The sequence below is a fragment of the Clostridium sp. UBA1652 genome (genome assembly GCF_002320975.1).
In the GTDB taxonomy this organism is placed as follows: domain Bacteria; phylum Bacillota; class Clostridia; order Clostridiales; family Clostridiaceae; genus Clostridium_T; species Clostridium_T intestinale.
The window spans coordinates 115,859-140,071 of the sequence record NZ_DCLI01000090.1 but is presented as its reverse complement, the minus strand read 5'-3'; the positions used below and the strand labels follow the sequence as shown (position 1 = coordinate 140,071).

The window sequence follows — 24,213 nt, the reverse complement described above, 5'->3', positions numbered from 1 at the left end:
ATATAATCCTTAAATTTCCTACAATGTTTTTCATTTTGTTAACCATCTAGTTTTTTATATATGATATAATTTTATGTAGAAATATGTTGAGGTGATGTTAATAATGAAAAATGAAGGAAGTAAACTTTATAATAGAGCAATGAAACATTATTCAAATGGTAACTTAGAAAAGGCTTTAGATGTATGCGAAATAGGGATGTCATTAGGGCTTTCAAATGCTGCATTAATTAATTTAAAAGGCTTATTGTTATATATAGAAGGTGATTATGAAGGTGCTAAAGCTACATGGAAGATATGTAAGGATTTTAATGACGATGAAACTGCTAAAAAATATTTAATTTCTTTAGAGGAAGATTCTAATAAATTAGAGATGTATGTTCAAGCAAATTCCTTATTTAATAAAACAAAAATCAAAGAAGCTTTAGAGATTTTAGAAGAATGTAGAGAAAGTGACTTTAATTTTATAAATGTAAACATATTAATAGCTAAATGTTACCTTAAACTAGGTGAACAAAATAAAGCTAAATTTCATTTAATAAAAGTAGCAGAAAAAGATAGAAATAATGAAGAGCTAAAAGAATTAAAAAAGCAAATAGCTGATTTCCCAGAAGAAAAACCAAAGGTTACTCAAAAGCAAAAAATAGTTATAGGAGCTTCGTTAGTAGTTGTATTAGCGATAGTCGTATTAATAAAGCCTATAAGTTCAATGATTAAAGGAAAAGATAATACAAGCAGTGATATAACTATTAATGAAAGTGCTGAACAAAAAGAAAATGATGCAAAAATTGATGAATTAGTTAAAAAGGAATTGACTGTTAAGAATTGGGATGATTTAAAGAGTTATATATCTAGCAAGGATTACGAAAAAATTGGTGAATTTATCAAAGATGTAGATAAGAACACCTTAGATACAAATCAAAAGAAGTTATATAGTCAATCTAAAGAATTGTTAGATTTAGAGGGAGTAAAACATTTTTATGATAAGGGAAATACATTATTTAAATCTAAAGATTTTGGGAATGCTATAAAAGAATATGAGAAAGCGTACAGTATAAGTGAGGGAAATTATTTAAGACCCCATGTTGCTTATATGATAGCTTCTTGTTATGAAAAGATGGAGGAGTATGATAAAGCAATAGAGCAATATAAGTATTACTTAAATGAATTTGCAGATGGTGAGTATAGGGCTGAGGTAACGTATAAATTAGCGATGATAAACAAAGATATAAATAAGGAAGAAAGTAAAAAATATGCTCAAATTATTAAAGATACATACAGTAACTCCATGTATAATAACTCTAATATTAAGGAAATATTAGGACAATAGTTTTAGGAGGTACATCAATGATAAAAATCATAAAGAATGTAGAGCTATATGCACCAAAATATGAAGGTAGGAAAGTTATAGTACTTGCCAATGACAAAATTGAAGGGATTTATGATAGCATTAAAATTCCAAAGGATTTTTTAGAAATTGATGTTATAGATGGAGAGGGATTTATAGCTGTTCCAGGATTTATTGACTCTCATGTACATATAATGGGAGCTGGTGGGGAAGATGGATTTAAAAGCAGAACTCCAGAAATATCTTTAAGTGAATTTATAAAAGCTGGAACCACCACTGTAGTTGGATGTATAGGAACGGATGGAATCACTAGAAACTTAAAAGCACTTCTAGCTAAGGCTTATGCTTTAGAGGAAGAAGGTATAACAACATATTGTTATACAGGATCTTATGATATACCTGTTATTACAGCTACAGATAGTATTAAGAATGATATAATTCTTCTTCAAAAGGTTATAGGAGTTGGAGAAGTTGCTATAAGTGATAGTAGAAGTTCTCAAGCTACGTATAGTGAATTTATAAGGGTAGTTGCAGATACTAGAGTAGGCGGACTTTTATCTGGTAAAGCAGGAATTGTAAATATACACTTGGGTAATGGAAATAATAAGATGAACTATCTTTTCAGAGTAAAAGAAGAGGGTGAAATACCTTTAGAGCAATTACTTCCAACTCATGTTAATAGAAATGAGAAACTTTTTATAGATGCTATAAAATATGCTAAGGATGGTGGATATGTAGATTTAACTACAGCCTCTGATCCTGAACACCTAGAACAAGATGAGGTAAAGGCAAGTAATGGACTTAAAAGAATGTTAAGTGAGGGAGTTCCTTTAAAACAAATAAGTTTCTCTTCTGATGGTAATGGTAGTTTACCAGTATTTGATGAAAAAAATCAAATAATAGGTGTAGGTATATGTTTACCAGAATCATTATATAGGGAATTTAAAGATGCTGTATTAATAGAAAAACTACCGCTAGAGGATGTGCTTCAAGTAGTTACTTCTAATGTAGCACATATTTTAAAGTTGGAGAATAAAGGGCTTATAGAAAAAGGTAAGGATGCAGATATTCTTCTTTTAGATAAAGATAATTTAGACATAGATACTGTTATAGCCAAAGGAAAGATATTAATGAAAAATAAAGAGGTATTAATCAAAGGAACCTTTGAAAAGAGCTGACATATATTTTGTTGACAAATAGAAAAACTAAATCTATAATTAATACCATATAATACCCTAAGGGGGTATGAGGAGGTATAAATATGTTACAAGTAGATGTAAATAATTTTAATGAAGAGGTTAAAGAACACGATGGAGTTGTGGTAGTTGATTTTTGGGCGACTTGGTGTGGTCCATGTAAGATGCTAGCTCCTGTATTAGACTCTCTTTCTCAAGATATGGATGCTGTAAAGTTCGTGAAACTAGATGTTGATAAGAATCCGGCTTTAGCTAACGAGTATGGAGTATCAACAATACCAACTCTAAAGGTATTTAAAAGTGGAGAATTAGTTAACTCTATAACTGGTTTTAAACCTAAAGAGGTTCTTGCAGCCGAACTTAAAAAACACATTTAATATGTTGGGAGATATATTATGAGTGAGAGATATGATATAGCTATTGTTGGAACTGGTCCTGCAGGGCTTTCAGCTGCTATAAATGCCAAAATTAGAAATAAAAATTTTATAATATTTGGGAATAAGGAGTTTAGTACAAAGCTTACTAAAGCTCCTAAAATAAATAACTATTTAGGACTTCCAGGCATAAAAGGTACAGAACTTAAGGATTCTTTTGAAAAGCATATTAAAGAAATGCACATAAGTATTAATTATGAAAGAGTCAATAACATATATGCTATGGGAGATTATTATGCACTAATGGTTAATGATAAGATTTATGAAGCTAGTTCTGTAATTTTAGCTACAGGTGTGGAATATACGAAGCCCATTGAAGGAGAAGAAAATCTATTAGGCAAGGGTGTTGGATATTGTGCGACCTGTGATGCTCCTTTGTATAAAGGAAAAGTTGTTACCATAGTTGGGTATAATACTGAAAGTGAAGAAGAAGCTAATTATGTAAGTGAGCTGGCTTCAAAAGTTTATTATATACCTATGTATAAAGGAGTTTATGCATTAAGTGAAAAAGTAGAAGTTGTATTTGATACTCCTGAGCAGGTTGTAGGCGAAGGTAAAGTAGAGAAACTTAAACTTAAAAATAGAGAAATTATAACCGATGGAATATTCTTTTTAAGAGATGCTATATCTCCAGATCAATTAGTTCCTGGATTAGAAGTTGAAGAAGGACATATTAAAGTTGATAGGAATATGGCTACAAACTTAAAGGGATGTTTTGCAGCAGGTGACTGTGTAGGAAGACCACACCAGTATATAAAAGCAGCTGGAGAAGGTTTGATAGCTGCACTCAATGCAGTTTCATATGTAAGTAAATTGTAAAAGGTCGCTATAAGCGACCTTTTTAAGTACAGAAGAAAACATGATGTCCGATATTAGTTACTTTTTTCTTTTCTACATTCTTCATCCAACTACAAGTAGCTATGGATGGATTGTAGAAGAACAAGGCTTCGTTTGTTGGATCCACTCCTTTAATAGCATCGTAAACAGCAGCGTATGATGCCTCATTAGGAGTTACATTAATCTCTCCATTTATAACACAAGAGAATGCATTTTTTTGCATTATGACTTCTCTTATAGTGTCCGGAAATTTAGGGTCAGTTACCCTGTTTAAAATTACAGATGCAACTGCAATTTTACCCTGCTGAGGTTCCCCTTTTGATTCCGCATGAACAATTTTAGCCATTAAATTTAAGTCGTCTTCTGTAATATACAGAGTTTTGTTGTTGTAAGAAAAAACTTCAACAACTTCTTCTTTTTCCTTGTATAAATCTTTAGTCTCATTTTTATTAATGGTTAATAATCTTCTCTCCCCATTTATGCTGTCAATATCCATAAGACTTATATTGTTGGTCAAATCCTTAGGGACTATTTTCTCTACAGAATATGCCCTGTAACCACCTAAAAAAAAGAAAAAGGTTAAAAAGAAGAATAAAAATAAATAGAATTTCTTCATATTTCTCCTCCTTTTGGATAAACCCTGTTCTAAGGTAGTTTAACCCAAAAAAAGATATTAATACATAAAATTTATTTGATTATAGGAGAATTACTTTCTCTGTATTCGGAAAGTCTTATAGTCAAGTCATCATATTTTGAAAATGGATTTTCATATATGGCTTTAAGCTCTTTATCATAAGAAGGAGAAGAAGATTCTTCAACCAATACCTCTCTCATGGATTCTAAATATATGTCACATAATTTTACTAACTCTTGTAGCCCTTCAAAACTTGAATAATGTTCTGGAGGTATAGATACTTTTGTTATTTCTTCCTTTAATGTTTTGATATCAGCCTGTTTTATATAAACATCATTAAGTATATTATCTACAGTTGATTTGTTATCATAACATCTTTGGAGAGCTGGTGTTAAGTTCTGACATATTGCTGATAAGGTTGAATAAAATTTATTCATGGAATTAGAGTAATCGGTTGTTATAGAATTAGTAATCTCAGCATTAAGAGATTTTTTAGCAGCATCAAGCTCTTTAAGTAAAAAAGTTCTATTGTATTTATAAAAAGATTGAAAGTTTTTTATAGTAGAAGAAGTATCATCGTTTGAGTAATAACTTTTAATGTCTTCAAGGGTTTCTAATAATGAATTTAGTACGATAATATAATTAGAAGTAGGATTTTTGTTATCTTTTAGTGACATAAAACTAGTAAAGTAATAATTATAATTGTTAAGTAGTTCTGAATAGTCGCTATCCTTAGCTTTTAAAGAACTAATCGCATTTAAGTTTTCTTTACATATTTCAACGATATTATCAAAGTCATAATTAACTCCATCTAAATCATTATAGGAGTTGTTAATTGATGAAATTGTAGATGGTATCAATGTAGTGTTTTTAGATTTAGAAAAATAATCAAATCCTATATAAGTTACAAGCATAAACAAAACAATTATAAGAATAATATAATGAAGATTATTTTTAATTTTCATTTAAATCCCCCATTTCTATAATAAGTATATTTAATATTATGTTAATCCTATTGATTTAATGATTACTTTATACAAATTTGTGACAGGAATGATACTAAGAATGTAAAAATTGGTGTATAATTTAAGATATACATAAGGGTTAGCTGGAGGTGAAGAGTTTGAACGAGTTCATAAATTTAACTATTAATACAATTAAAAATATATCAGTTTGGTCCGTTTTAGATATTCTAGTAGTAGCGTATATATTCTATAAATCTTATATGCTTATTAAAGATACTAGAGCAGAACAGCTTTTAAAAGGAATACTATTTATAGTTGTGCTTATTCCTATTAGCTATGTACTTAGATTGAATATGTTATATGTTATTTTGAATAAAACTATTACTATTGGAGTATTAACAATAGTAATAATATTTCAACCTGAAATAAGAAGAGCTTTAGAGCATTTGGGAAGAAGTGCTTTTGATGATATTCATACAGTACAAGATAAAGAAGAAATAAATAAAACTATAAATGAAGTAGTTATTGCAGTAGATGCATTAGCAAAAACTAAAACAGGAGCTTTGATTGTAATTGAACAAAGTACAGGCTTAGGAGATTTTATGGCCAGTGGAACTAGAATAGATGGATTGGTTTCATCAGCTATGCTTGAGAATATCTTTGTAGTTAACACGCCTCTACATGATGGTGCTACAATTATTAAAAATAGTAGGATAGTTGCATCTGGATGTGTTTTACCGCTAACCTCAAATAATGATATCAATAAGAAATTAGGAACAAGACATAGAGCAGCAATAGGATTATCTGAAATTTGTGATGCAATAATAATAATAGTATCGGAAGAGACTGGTACCATATCCTTAGCTATTAATGGAAGATTAACTAGAAATTATGATAAAGAAAAATTAAGAACTATTTTAGTTAAGGTTATAGAAAATAAACAGAGTAAGCGAGTTAAAACAGCAGGAGAAAGGGTGAAAGTATGGATCAGAAAAGTAGTAAAAAACGACAAATAATAATACAACTAATTTGTTTAGTACTTTCCTTCGGATTATGGCTTTACATATCGAATGTAGAAAATCCTGTTACCACCTATAGTTTAGATAAGGTACCTGTTGAACTGATAAATGAAACGGCACTTAATAATTCAGGTTTAACTTTATCGCCAAATCAAAACGTTTATGTAGACTTGAAGCTGGAGGGCCCTAGATCTGAGCTTTATTCTATAAAGAGAGATCAGTTTAAAGTAACCGTCGATTTAGGAGATTATGTACTTAAAAAGGGTGAAAATAGCGTGCCTGTAGAGATAGTAGATTATCCAGATAATATAAATATTAAAAAAAGTAGTAATTTAAAAGTAAATATAGTGATTGATGAGCTTCAGACTAGAAGTGTATCAATAAAGCAGGAGTTAACATTAACAGCGAAAAATGGATATTATTTAGGGGAGACCACCTTGTCTTATAACAAGGTAAATATATCTGGACCAGCGGAATATGTTAATTCAGTTCAAAATGTTGTAGCTAAAGGAGAGTTTAAAAGTTTAGATTCTGATTTACTCTCTACGGTACAGCTAAAAGCTGTAGATGATGAGAATAAAGTAGTCGAAAATGTAACTATTCAACCATCCACAGTTGATATAACTGTTCCAGTAAGACAGTTAAAGCCAGCTAAAGTAAGTGTTAAAACTTCTGGGCAACTAAGAAGTGACTTGGCAATAAAAGCTATAACTCCTTCTAAAACATATATAGAGTTAAAAGGAGATAAAGACATAACTGATAAAATATCTGAAGTATATACTGAAGCCATAGATTTATCTAAAATAACTACCACAACAGATATTAGCGTAAAGCTAAGTCTACCAGAAGGTATACAGAGTGTAGATGATACTATATCTGTAAATGTGGAAGTAGAGAAAATAATTTCTAAGGATTTTTCGGTTCCTCTAATTACTAAAGGATTAGGAGATAATCTTAATTCGGCTTTAAGTAAAACAGAGGTTAAGGTAACTGTAAAAGGTAATGAGAGCAGTGTAAATAAAGTAAATGTTAATATGTTTAAAGGAGAGGTTGATTTAACTTCTTTAATAGAAGGAAGTTATGATATTTCACCTAAAATAACTTTTGATAATTCAATAGAAAATATAACTATAACATCTAATGATAAAGTTAAAGCTACTATAACAAAAAAAGAACAGTAGTTTTAGAGGAGGAAATATGTCAATTAGGATAAATAATTTAAGCTTAAATATAGAAGAGGATACTTCATTACTGAAAAAAAAGGTGGCTAGAAAATTAAATATACCTTTAAGTGATGTACCAGAAATAAAAATAGTAAAAGAATCAATTGATGCTAGAAAAAAAGATTTAATAAAATTTAATTATTGTATAGATGTAGAAATAGAAAATGAGATGTCAATTGTAAACAAGCTTAAAGATAAAGATGTAAAGCTAGAGGATATGGACTATAGCGATAATTTGAGTATTGGGGATAAAAAGCTAAAAAATAGACCTGTAGTTATAGGAATGGGACCAGCTGGTTTGTTTGGAGCACTTTTATTAGCTAGAAATGGATATAAGCCTATTATTTTTGAACGTGGAGAAGAAGTTAATAAGAGAAGTAAAACTGTGGAACTATTTTGGGAAAAGGGAATATTAAACAAAGAATCTAATGTTCAATTTGGAGAGGGTGGAGCAGGAACATTCTCAGACGGAAAATTAACTACAAGAATAAAAGACTACAGATGTGATTATGTATTGCAAGCTTTGGTTAAAGGTGGAGCTTCAGAGGAAATTTTATATAAGGCTAAACCTCATGTAGGGACAGATGTATTAAAGAAGGTTGTTGAGAAAATAAGAAATGAAATTATAGAGTTGGGTGGAGAAGTTCATTTTAACTCATTACTTAAAGATATAATAATAGAAAATGGAAAAGTTAAAGCTATAAAAGTAAATGAGGATATTATACCTTGTGAAAGATTGATACTTGCAATAGGACATAGCTCAAGAGATACTTACGAAATGCTTCATAAAATAGGTGTTGACATGGAGCAAAAACCTTTTGCAATAGGGGTAAGAGTTGAGCATCCTCAAGAGCTTATAGATAGGAATCAATATGGTAAATATGCTGGACATCCAAAGTTAAAGGCAGCTGAATACAGACTAACTCATAAGGGTGAGAAAACAGGGAGAGGTATATATTCTTTCTGCATGTGCCCAGGAGGGTTAGTTGTTGCAACAGCTTCTGAGGAAAATAGATTAGTTACTAATGGTATGAGTTATAATTCTAGAAGTGAAGAAAATGCAAATTCGGCTATTGTTGTGACAGTAGGACCTGAAGACTTTGAGACAAAATCGCCTTTATCAGGAATAGAATTTCAAAGAAAATATGAACAACTAGCTTACGAAGCTGGTGGTGGGGATTACATAGCGCCAGTACAATTAGTGGGAGATTTCTTAAGAGGAGAAAGATCAAAACTTATTGGAAATGTTAAACCGAGTTATATGCCTGGTTATGAGTTAACTGATATGAGTAAATGTCTACCAAGGTATGTTATTGATGGATTGAAAGAAGGATTAACGGCTTTTGATAGAAAGATAAAAGGTTTTGGGGATAAAGATGCTGTAATGACAGGCATTGAAACTAGAACATCAGCACCTGTTAGGATGAAAAGAAATGAAAAACTTGAAAGTGTATCTGTAGAAGGACTATATCCAACAGGAGAAGGTGCGGGTTTTGCTGGTGGAATAGTATCAGCAGCTGTAGATGGAATAAAAGCCGCTGAGAATATAATTAAAGAGTTTAAGCCAATTTAATATTAACTAGGCAATTAGTAAAAATTAATTGCCTAGTTAAAAAAGATTAATTTAAATATTCTGAAAAAAGGAGCTTTAGTATTTTTTTCTGATAGAATAGAGATAGGAAAAAATTTTACCCTTTATTGTTATAAAATTAACAATAAATATGGATTATAATTAATAATATTCTAAAAAATGCTAATTAAACATTGAAATATTAATAAATTTATAAAAGAGGTGTAATACATGAGCAAAAACTTTGATGAATTATTATCAAAATTACAAAGTGTAAGCAGAAAAAAAGTAGCTGTAGCTGTAGCTCAAGATGAACCAGTACTTGAAGCTATAAAAGTTGCTAAAGAGCAAGGAATTGCAGATGCTATATTAGTTGGAGATAAGGGAAAGATTGAGAAAATAGCTAAAACGTTAGATATGGACTTAACTAAATTTGAAATTATCCACGAAGCAGATGCAAAAAAAGCAGCTTTATTTGCAGTTCAGTTAGTTTCTACAGGTAGAGCAGATATGCTTATGAAAGGATTAGTAGATACAGCAACTTTTTTAAGAAGTGTTTTAAATAAAGAGGTTGGATTAAGAACGGGTAAATTGATGTCTCATGTAGCTGTTTTTGATATAGATAAGTTTGATAGACTTTTATTTTTAACAGATGCAGCATTTAATACTTACCCAGATTTAAAAGCAAAAGTTGATATAATAAACAATTCGGTTAAGGTGGCTCATGCATGTGGCATAGAAGTACCTAAGGTTGCACCAATATGTGCAGTTGAAGTAGTTAATACTGATATGAAAGCAACTGTTGATGCGGCTATGTTATCAAAAATGAGTGAAAGAGGACAAATTAAGGGATGTATAGTTGATGGTCCTTTAGCACTTGATAATGCACTTTCAGAGGAAGCGGCTCAGCATAAGAATATAAATAGTCCAGTAGCAGGAAAAGCAGATGTATTCTTGCTTCCAGATATAGAAACAGCAAATGTTATGTATAAATGCTTAACATATCTATCTCACTCAAGAAATGGGGGCTGTTTAGTAGGAACTTCATCACCAGTTATATTAACTTCTAGAGCAGACTCTGTTGAAACTAAAGTTAATTCAATAGCTTTAGCTGCATTAGTAGCAGAAAGTAAATAATTATAAGGGAGATGCTATCATGGCTTATAAATTACTAATAATAAATCCTGGTTCTACTTCAACTAAAATAGGTGTTTATGAAGACGAAAAGGAAGTTTTTGAGAAAACACTAAGACATTCTGCAGAAGAAATAGGTAAATACGAATCTATATATGCTCAAAAAGATTTTAGAAAAGGAATAATACTTGAAGCATTAAAAGAAAATAATTTTGATATAGAAACTTTAAGTGCTATAGTAGGTAGAGGTGGAATGCTTAAACCTATTCCAGGTGGTACTTATGAAGTAAATGAAACTTTACTTGAAGATTTAAAGCTAGCTAAATATGGACAACATGCTTCTAACCTAGGAGCTATATTAGCTAATGAAATAGCAAAAGAAGTTGGGGTAAGAGCATTTATAGTTGATCCAGTTGTCGTTGATGAATTAGAGGACGTAGCAAGATTTTCAGGAGTTCCAGAACTGCCAAGAAAATCAATATTCCATGCTTTAAATCAAAAAGCTGTAGCTAAAAGATATGCAAAAGAGCAAGGAAAAGCTTACGAAGATGTTAACTTAGTAGTAGTTCATATGGGCGGAGGAGTATCTGTAGGTGCTCATAAAGCTGGTAGAATTATAGATGTAAATAATGCATTAGATGGAGAAGGTCCATTCTCTCCAGAAAGAGCTGGGTCTACTCCAGCTGGAGACTTAATAAAACTATGCTTTAGTGGAAAGTATACACAAGCAGAACTTTATAAGAAAATAGTAGGTAATGGTGGGTATGTAGCATATCTAGATACTAATGATGCTAGAGTAGTAGAGGATGCTGTTAAAGCTGGTGACGAAAAATCTACAGCTATATATAATGCTTTTGCATATCAAGTTTGTAAAGCAATAGGTGAATATGCAGTTGTACTTGATGGAAAAGTGGATGCTATTATTCTAACTGGAGGAATAGCGTATAGTAAGGATATAGTTAGGGATGTAACTAAAAAAGCAGGTTGGATAGCTCCAATAATAGTTTATCCAGGAGAAGATGAACTTTTAGCCTTAGCTCAAGGGACTATAAGAGTATTAGATAACGAAGAAAAAGCAAAAGAATATAAATAATATAAAATGAGGAGGTTTTCTGCAAAAATGCAGAAAACCTCTTTTAAATTTTTATTGTATAGGGTTTTCTATTAGAGTAGTAAATATAAAACTATGCTTATGGCCTTCTGATACAGTTGTAAATCCTTGAACTAGATGTACATGTTTTCCTCCACCTACATCTATAGCTGGACCGGTAACTACACAGATACCATGAAAGTGATCAGAAAAATAGTCTGTATTAACAGAAATCTTATGAACATGTGAATTTCCATAAGGAATAGCTTGACTAGTAACCCCTGCAAAGCGATGGTTATGAACACCACCAACATAGGTAGCTAGTCTAGTACTTCCCAAAAACTCATGAACATGTCTTTGTCTCTCACATTTATCTTCGCATTTATCTTCACAATCACATTCGCATATCTTAAAGCACTTAGGTTTACATTTCTTTCTTCTGCAATCACAATTACTATCTTGTAAATCAGAAAAATCGTCTAAAGAATTCATAAAATCTGAAATTGTATTATTAATCATGGCACACCTCCATTGTTCAGTAATATATTATATGAATCATGTCACAATATGTTGAAAGATATAGGCAATAAAGATGTTGTAAGTATTTATTAATAAGCAAATAAGAAAAAGTTAAGATATTAATAACTATATTGAAAGAAATTAAGGGTAACATTATTAATGAACTATTAATTTTATTAGATTTTATATACAGGGAGGAAAATATGAAAGTTTTAGAAGTAAAGAATCTTAAAAAAAGATTAGGAAAAAGAGAAATAATAAAAGATATTTCTTTTGAGGTAGAAGAAGGAGAGATATTTGGGTTTCTAGGACCAAATGGAGCAGGTAAAACAACTACTATAAGAATGCTTGTAGGTCTTATAGCGCCAAATGAAGGGCATATAATGATAACAGGACATGATATACAAAAAGAAAGAGAAAAGGCTTTAGCTAACCTAGGAGCTGTAGTTGAAAATCCAGAGCTATATGGATATTTATCAGGAAGAGAAAACTTAATGCAGATAGCTAGAATAAGAAAAATACCTAAAAAAGACGTTGAAGAAATAATAGACCTAATAGGTTTGGGAACTAGAATAGAAGATAAAGTTAAGAAATATTCTTTAGGAATGAAACAAAGATTAGGACTTGGAGCTGCTTTGCTTGGTAATCCTAAACTTATGATCTTAGATGAACCCACCAATGGATTAGACCCATCAGGAATATTAGATTTTAGAGAAATAGTTAAAAAAGCGGCTAAAGAAAGAGGTATGTCTGTTTTTGTTTCTTCACATATATTAAGTGAGGTACAACACTTATGTGATAGAGTAGCTTTTATAAATGGAGGAGAGATAAAGTCTGTAGAAAAAATAAATGAAGATGGATTAGCAACAGAAAAAGAAACATTGGTTGTAGTTACAACTGCAGATGATAAGGCTATGAATCTAATGAAAGATTTAAAATTTGTAAATAGTGTTAACGTATTTGATGATCAAGTTGTAGTTTCGATACCAAAAGGATATTCTCCTAAACTTGTACAACAATTAGTTAAGGAAGATATAGAGATAGTAGAAGTTTATAAGAGACATAAAGGGTTAGAACAAAGATATATGGAACTTGTTGAAGGAGGAGTAAGATAATGCTATTTACGTTAATAAGGAATGAATTAAAAAAAATATTCAGTAGAGGAAAGACATATGTAATATCAATACTATTTGTAGCCTTTGTAGCCATGCTTTTTGTTGGTAGCTATATTAATGAAAAAAGAATGAATCAAATAAATTCCCCAGAAGGTAGAGTGAGTCAACTAGAGGAAAACAATAAGTGGATGGAAGAAGATCTTAAGAATTTAGATTCAAATTCCAGTTCAGATGTTTCATCAGAAACAAGGAAATTGCAAATGAAAGAGCAAATAGAAAAGAATAAAACTACTATTGATACATTAAAGAAGCAAATAGATGATGGAACAATTAAAGATAACTGGAAAGATGAGTTAAATATTCAGATAGATGATTTAAAACATCAGCTAAAGGATGAAACCCTTCCAAATAGATATAAAGCAAGCATACAATCAGATTTAGATAAACTTAACTATTATAAGGACAACAATTTAAAACCAATAAACTCATGGGATCTAACAGGCTTTAATTTTATGGATACAGTTATGTCGGCTTTGGGGATGATATTTTTAGCTGTAGGGATAGCTTTATTTATGAGTGATATGGTATCGGGAGAATTTACTCCGGCAACTATGAAGTTTTTACTTATTCAACCAGTATCTAGAGGTAAAGTTTTATTATCAAAGTTTATAGCTGTAGTAATAAGTTGTGTAACTTTAATACTATCTATTGAGACTGTTGCCTTTTTACTAGTTGGATTGTTAAGAGGATTTGGATATTCAGGAGTGCCAACTATGTTTGGGGCTAGATATGAATTTGATATGAGTCAGCTTCAGGATGGCGTGCATCCTTTAGTTCAAGTAGCTGGAACAGGTGAACAAATACCACTTTGGAATTTTACGATAAGAACATTTCTTATGCAGGCACTATTTATAATAGCATGTTGTGCATTTGTGTTTTTAGTATCATCTTTAGTTAAAACTAGTATGATATCAATGGCAGTAACAACATCGATAACTGTACTTATTCAAATACTTACAGAAATATTATCCCCTATGAAGAAGATTTCCCATTACCTATTCACTACTTATGGTGATGCTGGTCAAATATTAAGTGGGCGTATTGCATTACAATATAATAATCCTAATATAACTATAGGTTTTAGTATAGGTTTACTTTTGATAAGTACGATTGTTTTCTACATCATTTCTCACGTAACATTTACAAAGAGAGATATATTAATATAATAAGTAAGGTTTTATTCCTCTATAAATTGGATAAAATTATGATATAATAAAAATTATAATTATAGAAATTTAGGAGGAATAAAATATGAGTTTAAATTGGAGTTTAGAAGAGCTATATTCATCTTTTGAAAGTAATGAATTTAAAGGTGATCTTCAAAAAACAAATACATTAATAGAAGACTATAACTCATGGGTTAATAATACAACTACAAGTTATGATAATGTAATAGATAAACTGCATGAATATATAAACAAAACAAGTTCTTTGAAAAATTTCTTTTTCAAGTTAGGATCATTTATAGAGCTTTCTTTAAGTGTTAATACTAAAAACACTGAGGCTCTAAAGGCTTCAGATATACTTAATCAAAATGTAAGTAATATGGCAGAGTCAGATGCAAAGATAGAGAAATGGATAGGAGGAATATCTAATATAGATGAGCTTCTAGAAAAATCTCCTTTCCTGAAAGAATATGAATTTTTCTTAAAAGAAAAAGTTGAGCTAAATAAGTACATTTTAAGTGAAAAAGAAGAGAAAGTTATAGCGAAAATGCAAAATACAGGTTCTAATGCTTGGTTAAAGCTTAAAGATTCTTTAATATCAAATCACAAAGTTGAGTTAAATATTAAAGGTGAAAAGAAGGAAGTGCCACTTACAGTCGTTTTAAACATGGCTCATGATAAAGATAAAGAAGTTAGAAAAGTAGCTTATGAAGCTGAGATTGAAGCTTATAAAAAGATAGAAGATGGGGTAGCTGCGGCCTTAAATGCAATTAAGGGGGAAGTTCTAACTATAAGTGATTTAAGAGGATATAAATCCCCTTTAGAAATGTCTTTAATTAATTCAAGGATGGATGAAGAGTCTTTAAATGCTATGCTTGGAGCTATGAAGGAGTCTCTACCTATTTTCAGAAAGTATTTAAGAAAAAAAGCAGAACTATTAGGATATAAAAACGGACTTCCTTTCTATGAACTTTATGCACCAATTTCAGATGCTGATATGGAGTTTTCTTATGAAAAGGGAAAGAAGTTTGTTGAAGATAATTTTAGAACATTTAGTGATAATTTAGCTAATTTTGCTAAAATGGCTTTTGATAAGAACTGGATAGATGTTATGCCTAAAGAAGGTAAGGTTGGAGGAGCTTTTTGCGAAAATCTTCATTTTCTAGGAGAAAGCAGATTCTTATTAAATTATGGGAACTCCTTTAATGACGTTGTTACAATGGCCCATGAATTAGGTCACGGTTTTCATGGAGAATGTCTTAAAAATGAAGCGGTACTTAATGCAGATTATCCTATGCCTATAGCGGAGACAGCTTCAACTTTTTGTGAAACAATAGTGATGAAAGCTGGTATAAAAGCTGGAAGCAAAGAAGAAGCTCTATCTATATTAGAAACAGAAATAAGTGGTTGCACACAAGTAATTGTTGATATATATTCAAGATTTTTATTTGAAAGTGAATTGTTTGAGAGAAGAAAAAATGGAGCATTATCAGCTGAAGAAATAAAAGAAATTATGGTGAACGCTCAAAGAGAGGCATATGGTGATGGATTAGATCCAGAATATTTACATCCTTATATGTGGACTTGGAAACCTCATTATTATTATGCAAACAGTAATTTTTATAATTTCCCTTATGCATTTGGATTATTATTCTCAAAAGGTCTTTATGCAGAGTATCTAAAAAGTGGAAAAGACTTCCCAAAAGTTTATGAAGAACTTTTATCAATTACAGGAAAAAATAAGTTAGCAGATGTTACTAAGGTAATGAACATTGATATAAGAAATGTAGATTTTTGGAGAGCTTCCCTTAAAACTATTGAAGAAGATATTGAGGAATTTATTAAATTAAGTTAAGAGGTGTATTATGAGATCTTCATTAAATATTACTAACAAGCTTACTATGCTTAGTGATATGGCAGGTGATTCTGTTTTTCAAGTTCTTGAGTATGATGCTCTAGAAGGAGGAAATAGGATAGAAGATGCTATAAAATTTAAGTTTATGAAAGATTCTGGGATTAAGCTTAAACAAGTAAGGATACTTTTAGATAGTAGTGCAGTAACTCTTGAATCTGGTGTATTAAGCTATATGAAGGGTGATATAGAAATACACTCTAATGTAGGGGGAGTATTAGGCCTTGGTAAGAAATTTTTTGCTAGTAAGGTCACAGGAGAAACCATGTTTAAGCCAATGTACAAAGGAACAGGGGAAATGTTTTTAGAGCCCTCCTTTGGACATTTTGCACTATTAGAGCTTGAAGATGAAGAGATAATAGTTGATGATGGACTTTTTTTTGCGTGTGAAAGTAATGTAGAAGTAGGGGTTTCTAGAGTTAAGAGTTTAAGTTCAATGGCTCTTGGAAATGAAGGATATTTTCAAACTAAACTTTCAGGAAGTGGAATTGTAGTACTAGAGATTCCTGTACCAGAAAAAGAAGTCTTTAAGTGTACATTGATAGATGATACACTTAAGGTTGATGGTAATTTTGTTATGCTTAGAAGCGGAAATATAGATTTTACAGTAGAAAAAGCAGCTAAATCTATAGTAGGTTCAGTAACATCTGGTGAAGGGTTTTTGAACGTATATAGAGGCACTGGGCAAGTATGGCTTATTCCCACTAAATCTGTTTATGATAAATTGGCAATGGAGCCACTTCAAAATCAAAGCAATCCTCAGGGAAATAGCAATACTGAAGTATAGTTGCACCTATATCCTGTAGAAGTTCGAAGAACTTCATTAAAGTCCTTAAAAACTTAAAAAAGAAAAGTGTTTGCATTGACGATTCCCTTTTATTTTGTATAATAATAAGTGGATTGAATTACTTAATGAAAGAGTGAGGTAAATTTTTATGGATAGAATGTTTGGAACAGATGGTGTTAGAGGAATAGCAAATACTGAGCTTACAGCAACTTTAGCTTATAACTTAGGAAGAGCGGGAGCTTATGTATTAACAGAAGGAACTCATAAACCTAAGATATTAGTTGCAAAAGATACTAGAATATCAGGAGATATGTTAGAATCTGCATTAGTTGCAGGAATACTTTCGGTAGGTGCAGAAGCTGTATGTTTAGATGTAATTCCTACCCCAGCAGTTGCCTATTTAACAAGAAAATATGGGGCTGATGCTGGTGTAATGATATCTGCTTCCCATAATCCAGTTGAATATAATGGAATTAAATTTTTTGATGATAAAGGATTAAAACTTTCAGATGAATTGGAAGATGAAATTCAAAGAGTTATAGAAAATAATTTTGAAGATGTACCATCACCAACAGGAGAAAACCTAGGAAGAAAAATTCATGAAATTGCTGCTTTAGAACATTATATAGATTTTGCAAAAGATACAATATCTGTAGATTTAAAAGGATTAAAGGTAGCGTTAGACTGTGCAAACGGAGCTGCTTATGAAGCTGCTGTAAAATGCTTTAGAGAATTAGGAGCAGATGTTTATGTTATAAATAATACTCCAGATGGAACTAATATAAATGAAAACTGTGGATCAACTCATACAGAAGAACTTATGGACTATGTGGTAAGGAAAGGCTGTGATGTTGGATTCGCTTTTGACGGAGATGCAGATAGATGTTTAGCTGTAGATGAAAAAGGAAATCTTGTTAATGGAGATTTCATAATGACTATATGCGCAAAACATCTTAAAGAACTTGGAAGATTAAAAGACGACACTTTAGTTGTAACGGTTATGAGTAACTTAGGACTTATGATTGCTTGCGAAAAAGAAGGCATAAAAACTTCTATAACTAAGGTTGGAGATAGATATGTATTAGAAGAAATGCTTAAGAGTGGCCATGTATTGGGTGGAGAACAATCTGGACATGTAATATTCCTTGATTACAATACTACTGGAGATGGATTAGTAACTGCACTTCAAATAGCTTCAACAATAAAAAGAAGTAAAAAGAGCTTAAGTGAATTAGCTAAGATAATGAAGGAGTTACCTCAAGTATTAGTTAATGCTAAGGTTCCAAATGATAAAAAAGATATTCATGAAAAAGATACTGAAATTAAAAATGAAATAGAAAAAATAGAAAAATCTCTTCATGGATGTGGAAGAGTTCTAATAAGACCTTCAGGAACAGAACCTCTAGTAAGAGTTATGTTAGAAGGAGAAAATCAAGAAGAGATAGATAAGATGGCTAAAGAACTAGGAGCTCTAATAGAGCAAAAAGCTAATAGTTAGAAACGTTAAAAGGCTGAGTTAAGAAATTAACTCAGCCTTTTAACATTGGGGGACTTGAAACATGAAATCAAGTCATATATATTATAACATAATAACTAGAATTATCATAACCTCATGGGGTTAAGGGTAGAATAGATAAGTACAGAGAAAACGATAAGAACAAAAGAAAATCGACAAAAATAGACACGAAAAACAGAGGTTTTTACGAACATAAATTAAAGGTTTAGACAAATAATTCACAAGGAATTAGTCAGATTAGTAAGAAAATTGTGCATTTTAGATATTGATTTATTAAGAAAAGTGAGTTAATTTTATTAAACAAATAAAAAATAAAGAATGTGTTGACTAAATTCGTATCAGAGAGTACAATAAATTAAAAATAAGGATTTATTAACTTAATATTTAGTAGTTAAAAAAATGCTAAGAAGGAGACTTTTGTTTGGAATTTAAAGTTTCAGAGAGTCGGTGGTTGGTGAAAACCGATACTTTTACTAGACAGATATCACTCCAGAGCAGAGTCCAGAAAACTAATTTCATTAATTAGTGAGTAAGCGATCTCCGGTAAGCCCCGTTAAAAGCAAGGGTTTGTTAGAACCGAGTGATATTATACTAAAGGCGGTATATAGAATGATTATATTCCCACCTATAATGATTATATCATTAAGGTGGGTTTTATTTACACAAAAAAAGGGGGATTACTATGGATAAACATGTTTTATCAGTAGTTGTAAAGAATTATTCTGGTGTACTTAGTAGGGTTGCGGGGCTATTTTCTAGAAGAGGATATAACATTGATAGTTTAACCGTAGGAAGAACCGAAAATCCAGAGTTATCTAGAATGACTATAACTATGAATGGGGACAGTGATATCGTAGAGCAAGTTAAAAATCAATTAGCTAAGCTTGAAGATGTAAAAAAAGTTATAGAATTAGATCCAGATTCTTCTGTTTATAGAGAATTGGTTCTCATAAAGGTAAATGCAGATGTTAATCAAAGAGCAGCTATAAATGAGATAGTTAAGATTTTTAGATGTAAGGTTATAGACATTTCCATGGAGACTTTAACTATTGAACTAACTGGGGATGAAAGTAAAGTAGCAGCACTTATTAAACTAATGGATGACTATGGTATAAAAGAAATAGTTAGAACTGGTCTTACAGCGCTAGAAAGAGGAGAAAAAGATATAAGCTCTCATTCTGAATATTTTGAAACTTAATTTGGGGAAAGTTTGTTATTAGGAGTGATTTAGCAATGAGCAATGAAGTATTTATTCTAGATTCAACCCTGAGAGATGGGGCACAGGGGCAAGGAATTTCATTTTCAGTAGAGGATAAGTTAAAAATAGCTAAAGCATTAGATGATTTAGGAGTACATTATGTTGAAGCTGGAAATCCAGGTTCAAATCCTAAGGATATGGAGTTTTTTAAGAGAGTTAATGAACTTAATCTTAAAAACACCAAGATAGTAGCTTTTGGTAGTACTAGAAGGTTAGGGGTTAAAGTTGAGGAAGATAAAAATCTAAAAGATCTTTTAGAAGCTAATACGGAAACTGTAACTATATTTGGGAAAAGTTCAGATTTTCATGTTATAGATATATTAAAGACAAGTTTAGAAGAAAATCTAAAACTTATAAAAGAGTCTATAGAATTCTTAAAAAAGAATGGAAAAGAAGTAATATTTGATGGGGAGCATTTTTTCGACGGATATAAAAGCAATAAGCAATATTCACTAGAAACCTTAAAGGTTGCAAAGGAAGCTGGGGCAGATGTAATAGTACTTTGTGATACTAATGGAGGAACCCTTCCAACAGAGGTTGAAAAGATAACTTTAGAAGTTAGAGAACTTGTTGGAGGAAGTATTGGAATACACTGTCATGATGATATGGGGATGGCAGTAGCTAATTCTATAATGAGTGCAAGTGCTGGGGCAAATCATATACAAGGCACATTTATAGGAATAGGTGAAAGATGTGGTAATGCAAATCTAAGTGCTATAATACCAACTTTAGAACTAAAAATGGGGATGAAGGTTTTAGAGGACGGGGCACTTAATAAGCTTAAAACTGCAGCACTAATAATTTCAGAAATATCCAATATTACACTTAAAGACTATGCACCTTACGTAGGAAACTCAGCTTTTGCTCATAAAGGTGGCATGCATATAGATGCAGTAATTAAAATGTCTAAGTCTTATGAACACATAAATCCAGAGGCTGTAGGGAATTCAAGAAGATTTTTAGTTTCTGAGGTTAGTGGAAAAAGTACAATTCTTAAAGAGGTTCAAAAGATATTTCCTAATATGTCTAAAGACAGTAAGGAAGTACAAACTATCATAGATAAGCTTAAGGAACTTGAACATCAAGGATATCAATTTGAAGGAGCCGAAGGAACTGTAGAATTGGTAATAAGAAAAGTTATAGGAAAGTACAAGCCTTTCTTCAAACTTAACAATTTTAAAGTAATTGGGGAACATCCATCTTTAAAAGGAGATTTTACATCTACAGCATTAATCAATATAAATGTAGAAGGAAAACAAGAAATGACTGTAGCAGAAGGGGATGGACCAGTTAACGCACTAGATAAAGCCTTAAGAAAAGCCTTGGAAATTTTCTATCCACAGCTTAAGGATGTTAGGCTTATAGATTATAAGGTTAGGGTTTTAGATGCAGGGTCAGCTACAGAAGCATCTGTTAGAGTATTAATTGAATCTACTGATGGGTTAGAACATTGGACTACTGTTGGGGTGTCTAAAGATATTATTGAAGCAAGCTGGATAGCTCTTGTAGATTCTATTGAATATAAGTTAATAAAAGATATTGAAAGAAAAGTAAGGATGTATTTTTAAGGGAGTGATGCTGAGGGGAATCATTCCTAGAGTTTATGGAAAAATTATAAATAATTTAGTTAAATAAATAAAAAATATTTTTAAATATTAGGGGGCTAATTATGGAATATAAAGTTGCAGTTATACCAGGAGATGGAATAGGACCAGAAGTTATTGAAGAAACAGTAAAAGTTTTAAATGTAGTAGGTGGTAAATACTCTCATAAGTTCAACTATGAGTATGTATTAGCAGGTGGTATTGCTATTGATGAAAAAGGAACACCTCTTCCAGAGGAAACTTTAGAAGTGTGTAAGAATAGTGATGCAGTACTTTTAGGCGCAGTAGGAGGTCCTAAATGGGATGATCCAACAGCTAAAATAAGACCAGAGCAAGCTTTACTTGGACTAAGAGGAGGATTAAATCTTTATTGTAACTTAAGACCAGCAGTGCTTTATTCATCCTTAAGAGATGCATCTCCGCTTAAAGACTCAATAATAGGAGATGGAATAGACATCTGTGTTATTAGAGAACTTACAGGAGGAATTTATTTTGGAGAAAGAGCTTTATGGAAAGAAGGGGAAGAGGAAATAGCAACAGATACTGAAAAGTATTCAACTTCTGAAGTAAAGAGAATAGCAAAAATAGCTTTTGAAACTGCTATGAAAAGAAACAAGAAAGTGACTTCTGTAGATAAGGCTAACATACTTGAAAGTTCAAGATTATGGAGAAGAGTAGTTGAGGAAGTTCATAAGGACTATCCAGAAGTAACTTTAGAACATATGTATGTGGATAATGCCTCAATGCAATTAGTTAGAAATCCAAGAGGTTTTGATGTTATTTTAACTTCAAATATATTTGGAGATATATTATCAGATGAAGCGTCAATGATTACAGGCTCAATAGGAATGTTACCATCAGCTAGTTTAGGGGAAAACTCTTTTGGTATGTATGAACCTATTCATGGTTCAGCTCCTGATATAGCAGGAAAAGGAGTTGCAAATCCATTAGCAACAATTCTTTCTTCAGCTATGATGCTAAAGTTTACTTTTGGTTTAGTAGAGGAAGCTGAACTTATAGAAAAAGCTGTAGAGAAGGTTCTAGAAGAAGGTTATAGAACTGGAGATATAATGAGTGAAGGGATGAAGCTTATAGGTACTAAGGAAATGGGGGAACTTGTAGTTAATTATATAAAAGAAGGGAAGTAATTAATATGAGAAGCGATAAGATAAAACTTGGAGCTGATAAGGCTCCTCATAGATCACTTTTAAGAGCAGCAGGATTTTCAGATGAAGAGATGAAAAGACCTATGATAGGAATAGTAAGTTCACAAAACGATATTATTCCAGGTCATGTTAACTTAGATAAAATAGTAAATGGTGCTAAAAGTGGAGTATTGCTTGCAGGAGGCACCCCAGTAGTATTTCCAACTATAGGAGTATGTGATGGTATAGCTATGGGGCATGAAGGAATGAGATATTCATTATGCACCAGAGAGCTTATAGCTGATTCAATAGAATGTATGGCAAGAGCACATCAATTTGATGGATTAGTTTTAGTACCTAACTGCGATAAGATAGTTCCAGGTATGATAATGGCAGCACTTAGATTAAATATCCCATCGGTTATTATATCAGGTGGGCCAATGCTTGCAGGAAAGTTTAAGGGAAAAGCAGTTTCTCTTTCTACTATGTTTGAAGCAGTTGGAGCTTATAATGCAAACAAGATGAGTGAAGAAGACTTATGTGATATGGAATCAAGTGCATGTCCTACATGTGGTTCATGTTCAGGTATGTTTACAGCTAACTCTATGAATTGTTTAACTGAAGTTCTAGGATTAGGTCTTCCTGGAAATGGAACAATCCCAGCAGTTTATTCAGATAGAATAAGATTAGCTAAAAATGCTGGAATGGCAATACTTGACTTAGTGAAAAAAGATATAAAACCAAGAGATATAGTTACAGATAACACTTTGAAAAATGCGTTAACTGTAGATATGGCACTAGGTTGTTCAACCAATTCAGTACTTCATTTAACAGCTATAGCTAACGAGGCTAAATTAGAACTTAATTTAGATATGATAAATGAGATAAGTTCTAAAACACCTAATCTATGTAAGCTTGCACCAGCAGGAGATAATCACATAGAAGATTTATATTTTGCAGGTGGAATACAAGCAGTTATGAATGAATTATCCAAAAAGAATTTATTGTATTTAGATGGAATTACTGCTACTACGAAAACAGTTGGGGAAAATATTAAAAATGTAGTAGTTAGAGATTATGATGTTGTTAAACCTATTGATAAACCATATAGCCAAACTGGTGGAATTCAGGTGTTAAAAGGAAATCTTGCTTTAGAAGGAGCTGTTGTTAAAAAGTCAGCTGTACTTCCAGAGATGATGGTTCATGAAGGCCCAGCTAGAGTATTTGATTCAGAAGAAGATGCAATAGCAGCTATATGGAAAGGTAAAATTAAAAGTGGGGATGTAATTATAATAAGATACGAAGGTCCTAAGGGTGGCCCTGGTATGAGAGAAATGTTATCTCCAACCTCAGCAATAGCAGGTATGGGATTAGACTCTTCTGTTGCACTGATTACAGATGGAAGATTCTCAGGTGCTACTAGAGGTGCAGCTATAGGTCACGTATCGCCAGAAGCCGCTGAAGGTGGAATAATAGCTTTAGTTCAAGAAGGAGATATAATCTCTATAAATATACAAGAAGGTAAATTAGAGGTTAATGTTACAGAAGAGGAATTAGCTGAGAGAAGAAGCAGGTGGATATGCCCACCACCTAAAGTGACAGATGGATATCTTGGAAGATACGCCAAACTTGTAAGTTCTGCCAGCAAAGGAGCTGTATTTAAATAATTTATAAGGAGGGGGCT

General features: G+C 31.6%; 21 protein-coding genes. 18 read left to right on the top strand and 3 right to left on the bottom strand.

The window, feature by feature from the left end; all coding sequences use genetic code 11:
- The first annotated feature begins 103 nt into the window (after nucleotides 1–103).
- From B3N22_RS20095 to B3N22_RS20080, 4 genes are all read left to right on the top strand, one after another.
- On the top strand, nucleotides 104–1,327 hold the full coding sequence (locus B3N22_RS20095; protein WP_286909944.1) for a tetratricopeptide repeat protein: 1,224 nt from the start codon (nucleotides 104–106) through the stop codon (nucleotides 1,325–1,327).
- Nucleotides 1,328–1,344: 17 nt separating this feature from the next.
- On the top strand, nucleotides 1,345–2,523 hold the full coding sequence (gene iadA, locus B3N22_RS20090; RefSeq protein ID WP_286909943.1) for a beta-aspartyl-peptidase: 1,179 nt from the start codon (nucleotides 1,345–1,347) through the stop codon (nucleotides 2,521–2,523).
- Nucleotides 2,524–2,606: 83 nt separating this feature from the next.
- On the top strand, nucleotides 2,607–2,918 hold the full coding sequence (gene trxA / locus B3N22_RS20085; RefSeq protein WP_286909941.1) for a thioredoxin: 312 nt from the start codon (nucleotides 2,607–2,609) through the stop codon (nucleotides 2,916–2,918).
- An 18-nt stretch (nucleotides 2,919–2,936) separates the two neighbouring features.
- Entirely contained in the window at nucleotides 2,937–3,794 is an 858-nt protein-coding gene (locus B3N22_RS20080; protein WP_286909935.1) for an NAD(P)/FAD-dependent oxidoreductase, read from the top strand.
- A gap of 22 nt (nucleotides 3,795–3,816) precedes the next feature.
- Here B3N22_RS20080 and B3N22_RS20075 read toward each other — a convergent pair whose 3' ends face one another.
- Together B3N22_RS20075 and B3N22_RS20070 are read right to left on the bottom strand one after the other, a co-directional pair.
- Nucleotides 3,817–4,428, bottom strand: coding sequence for a cell wall hydrolase (locus B3N22_RS20075; RefSeq protein ID WP_286909933.1), 612 nt, complete (start codon nucleotides 4,426–4,428; stop codon nucleotides 3,817–3,819).
- A gap of 71 nt (nucleotides 4,429–4,499) precedes the next feature.
- Nucleotides 4,500–5,411, bottom strand: a complete 912-nt coding sequence (locus tag B3N22_RS20070) for a hypothetical protein (RefSeq protein ID WP_286909931.1) — start codon at nucleotides 5,409–5,411, stop codon at nucleotides 4,500–4,502.
- 158 nt (nucleotides 5,412–5,569) lie between these two features.
- Here B3N22_RS20070 and cdaA point away from each other — a divergent pair, with 158 nt between their 5' ends.
- From cdaA to buk, 5 genes are all read left to right on the top strand, one after another.
- The gene (gene cdaA / locus B3N22_RS20065) at nucleotides 5,570–6,427 is read left to right on the top strand and encodes a diadenylate cyclase CdaA (RefSeq protein WP_021800212.1); all 858 of its coding nucleotides are present in this window, start codon (nucleotides 5,570–5,572) and stop codon (nucleotides 6,425–6,427) included.
- Nucleotides 6,394–7,611, top strand: coding sequence for a CdaR family protein (locus tag B3N22_RS20060; RefSeq protein WP_286909928.1), 1,218 nt, complete (start codon nucleotides 6,394–6,396; stop codon nucleotides 7,609–7,611). The genes cdaA and B3N22_RS20060 overlap by 34 nt, the downstream gene beginning before the upstream one ends.
- Nucleotides 7,612–7,627: 16 nt before the next feature.
- Complete coding sequence (locus B3N22_RS20055; RefSeq protein WP_286909926.1) at nucleotides 7,628–9,226, top strand: NAD(P)/FAD-dependent oxidoreductase; 1,599 nt, start codon at nucleotides 7,628–7,630, stop codon at nucleotides 9,224–9,226.
- Nucleotides 9,227–9,454: 228 nt separating this feature from the next.
- On the top strand, nucleotides 9,455–10,360 hold the full coding sequence (ptb, locus tag B3N22_RS20050; protein WP_073021406.1) for a phosphate butyryltransferase: 906 nt from the start codon (nucleotides 9,455–9,457) through the stop codon (nucleotides 10,358–10,360).
- A 19-nt stretch (nucleotides 10,361–10,379) separates the two neighbouring features.
- A complete protein-coding gene (gene buk / locus B3N22_RS20045) occupies nucleotides 10,380–11,450 on the top strand; it encodes a butyrate kinase (protein WP_286909922.1) in 1,071 nt (356 codons plus the stop codon).
- Between the two features lie 51 nt (nucleotides 11,451–11,501).
- Here buk and B3N22_RS20040 read toward each other — a convergent pair whose 3' ends face one another.
- On the bottom strand, nucleotides 11,502–11,855 hold the full coding sequence (locus tag B3N22_RS20040; protein ID WP_286909981.1) for a YmaF family protein: 354 nt from the start codon (nucleotides 11,853–11,855) through the stop codon (nucleotides 11,502–11,504).
- Between the two features lie 314 nt (nucleotides 11,856–12,169).
- On the opposite strand from B3N22_RS20040, the gene B3N22_RS20035 reads away from it, so the two are divergent.
- From B3N22_RS20035 to ilvD, 9 genes are all read left to right on the top strand, one after another.
- Nucleotides 12,170–13,081, top strand: coding sequence for an ABC transporter ATP-binding protein (locus tag B3N22_RS20035; RefSeq protein ID WP_073021411.1), 912 nt, complete (start codon nucleotides 12,170–12,172; stop codon nucleotides 13,079–13,081).
- Nucleotides 13,081–14,307, top strand: a complete 1,227-nt coding sequence (locus B3N22_RS20030; RefSeq protein WP_286909919.1) for an ABC transporter permease subunit — start codon at nucleotides 13,081–13,083, stop codon at nucleotides 14,305–14,307. Before B3N22_RS20035 ends, B3N22_RS20030 begins: the two co-directional genes overlap by 1 nt.
- 85 nt (nucleotides 14,308–14,392) lie before the next feature.
- Nucleotides 14,393–16,162, top strand: coding sequence for a M3 family oligoendopeptidase (locus B3N22_RS20025; RefSeq protein ID WP_286909915.1), 1,770 nt, complete (start codon nucleotides 14,393–14,395; stop codon nucleotides 16,160–16,162).
- 10 nt (nucleotides 16,163–16,172) lie between these two features.
- Entirely contained in the window at nucleotides 16,173–17,006 is an 834-nt protein-coding gene (locus B3N22_RS20020; RefSeq protein WP_073021418.1) for an AIM24 family protein, read from the top strand.
- Between the two features lie 148 nt (nucleotides 17,007–17,154).
- On the top strand, nucleotides 17,155–18,504 hold the full coding sequence (glmM, locus tag B3N22_RS20015) for a phosphoglucosamine mutase (RefSeq protein ID WP_286909912.1): 1,350 nt from the start codon (nucleotides 17,155–17,157) through the stop codon (nucleotides 18,502–18,504).
- Between the two features lie 700 nt (nucleotides 18,505–19,204).
- A complete protein-coding gene (ilvN, locus tag B3N22_RS20010; RefSeq protein ID WP_073021422.1) occupies nucleotides 19,205–19,720 on the top strand; it encodes an acetolactate synthase small subunit in 516 nt (171 codons plus the stop codon).
- A 35-nt stretch (nucleotides 19,721–19,755) separates the two neighbouring features.
- Complete coding sequence (gene cimA / locus B3N22_RS20005; RefSeq protein ID WP_181601593.1) at nucleotides 19,756–21,348, top strand: citramalate synthase; 1,593 nt, start codon at nucleotides 19,756–19,758, stop codon at nucleotides 21,346–21,348.
- Nucleotides 21,349–21,449: 101 nt separating this feature from the next.
- The gene (leuB, locus tag B3N22_RS20000; protein ID WP_238903448.1) at nucleotides 21,450–22,532 is read left to right on the top strand and encodes a 3-isopropylmalate dehydrogenase; all 1,083 of its coding nucleotides are present in this window, start codon (nucleotides 21,450–21,452) and stop codon (nucleotides 22,530–22,532) included.
- A gap of 5 nt (nucleotides 22,533–22,537) precedes the next feature.
- Complete coding sequence (gene ilvD, locus B3N22_RS19995) at nucleotides 22,538–24,196, top strand: dihydroxy-acid dehydratase (RefSeq protein ID WP_286909902.1); 1,659 nt, start codon at nucleotides 22,538–22,540, stop codon at nucleotides 24,194–24,196.
- Nucleotides 24,197–24,213 lie beyond the last annotated feature (17 nt).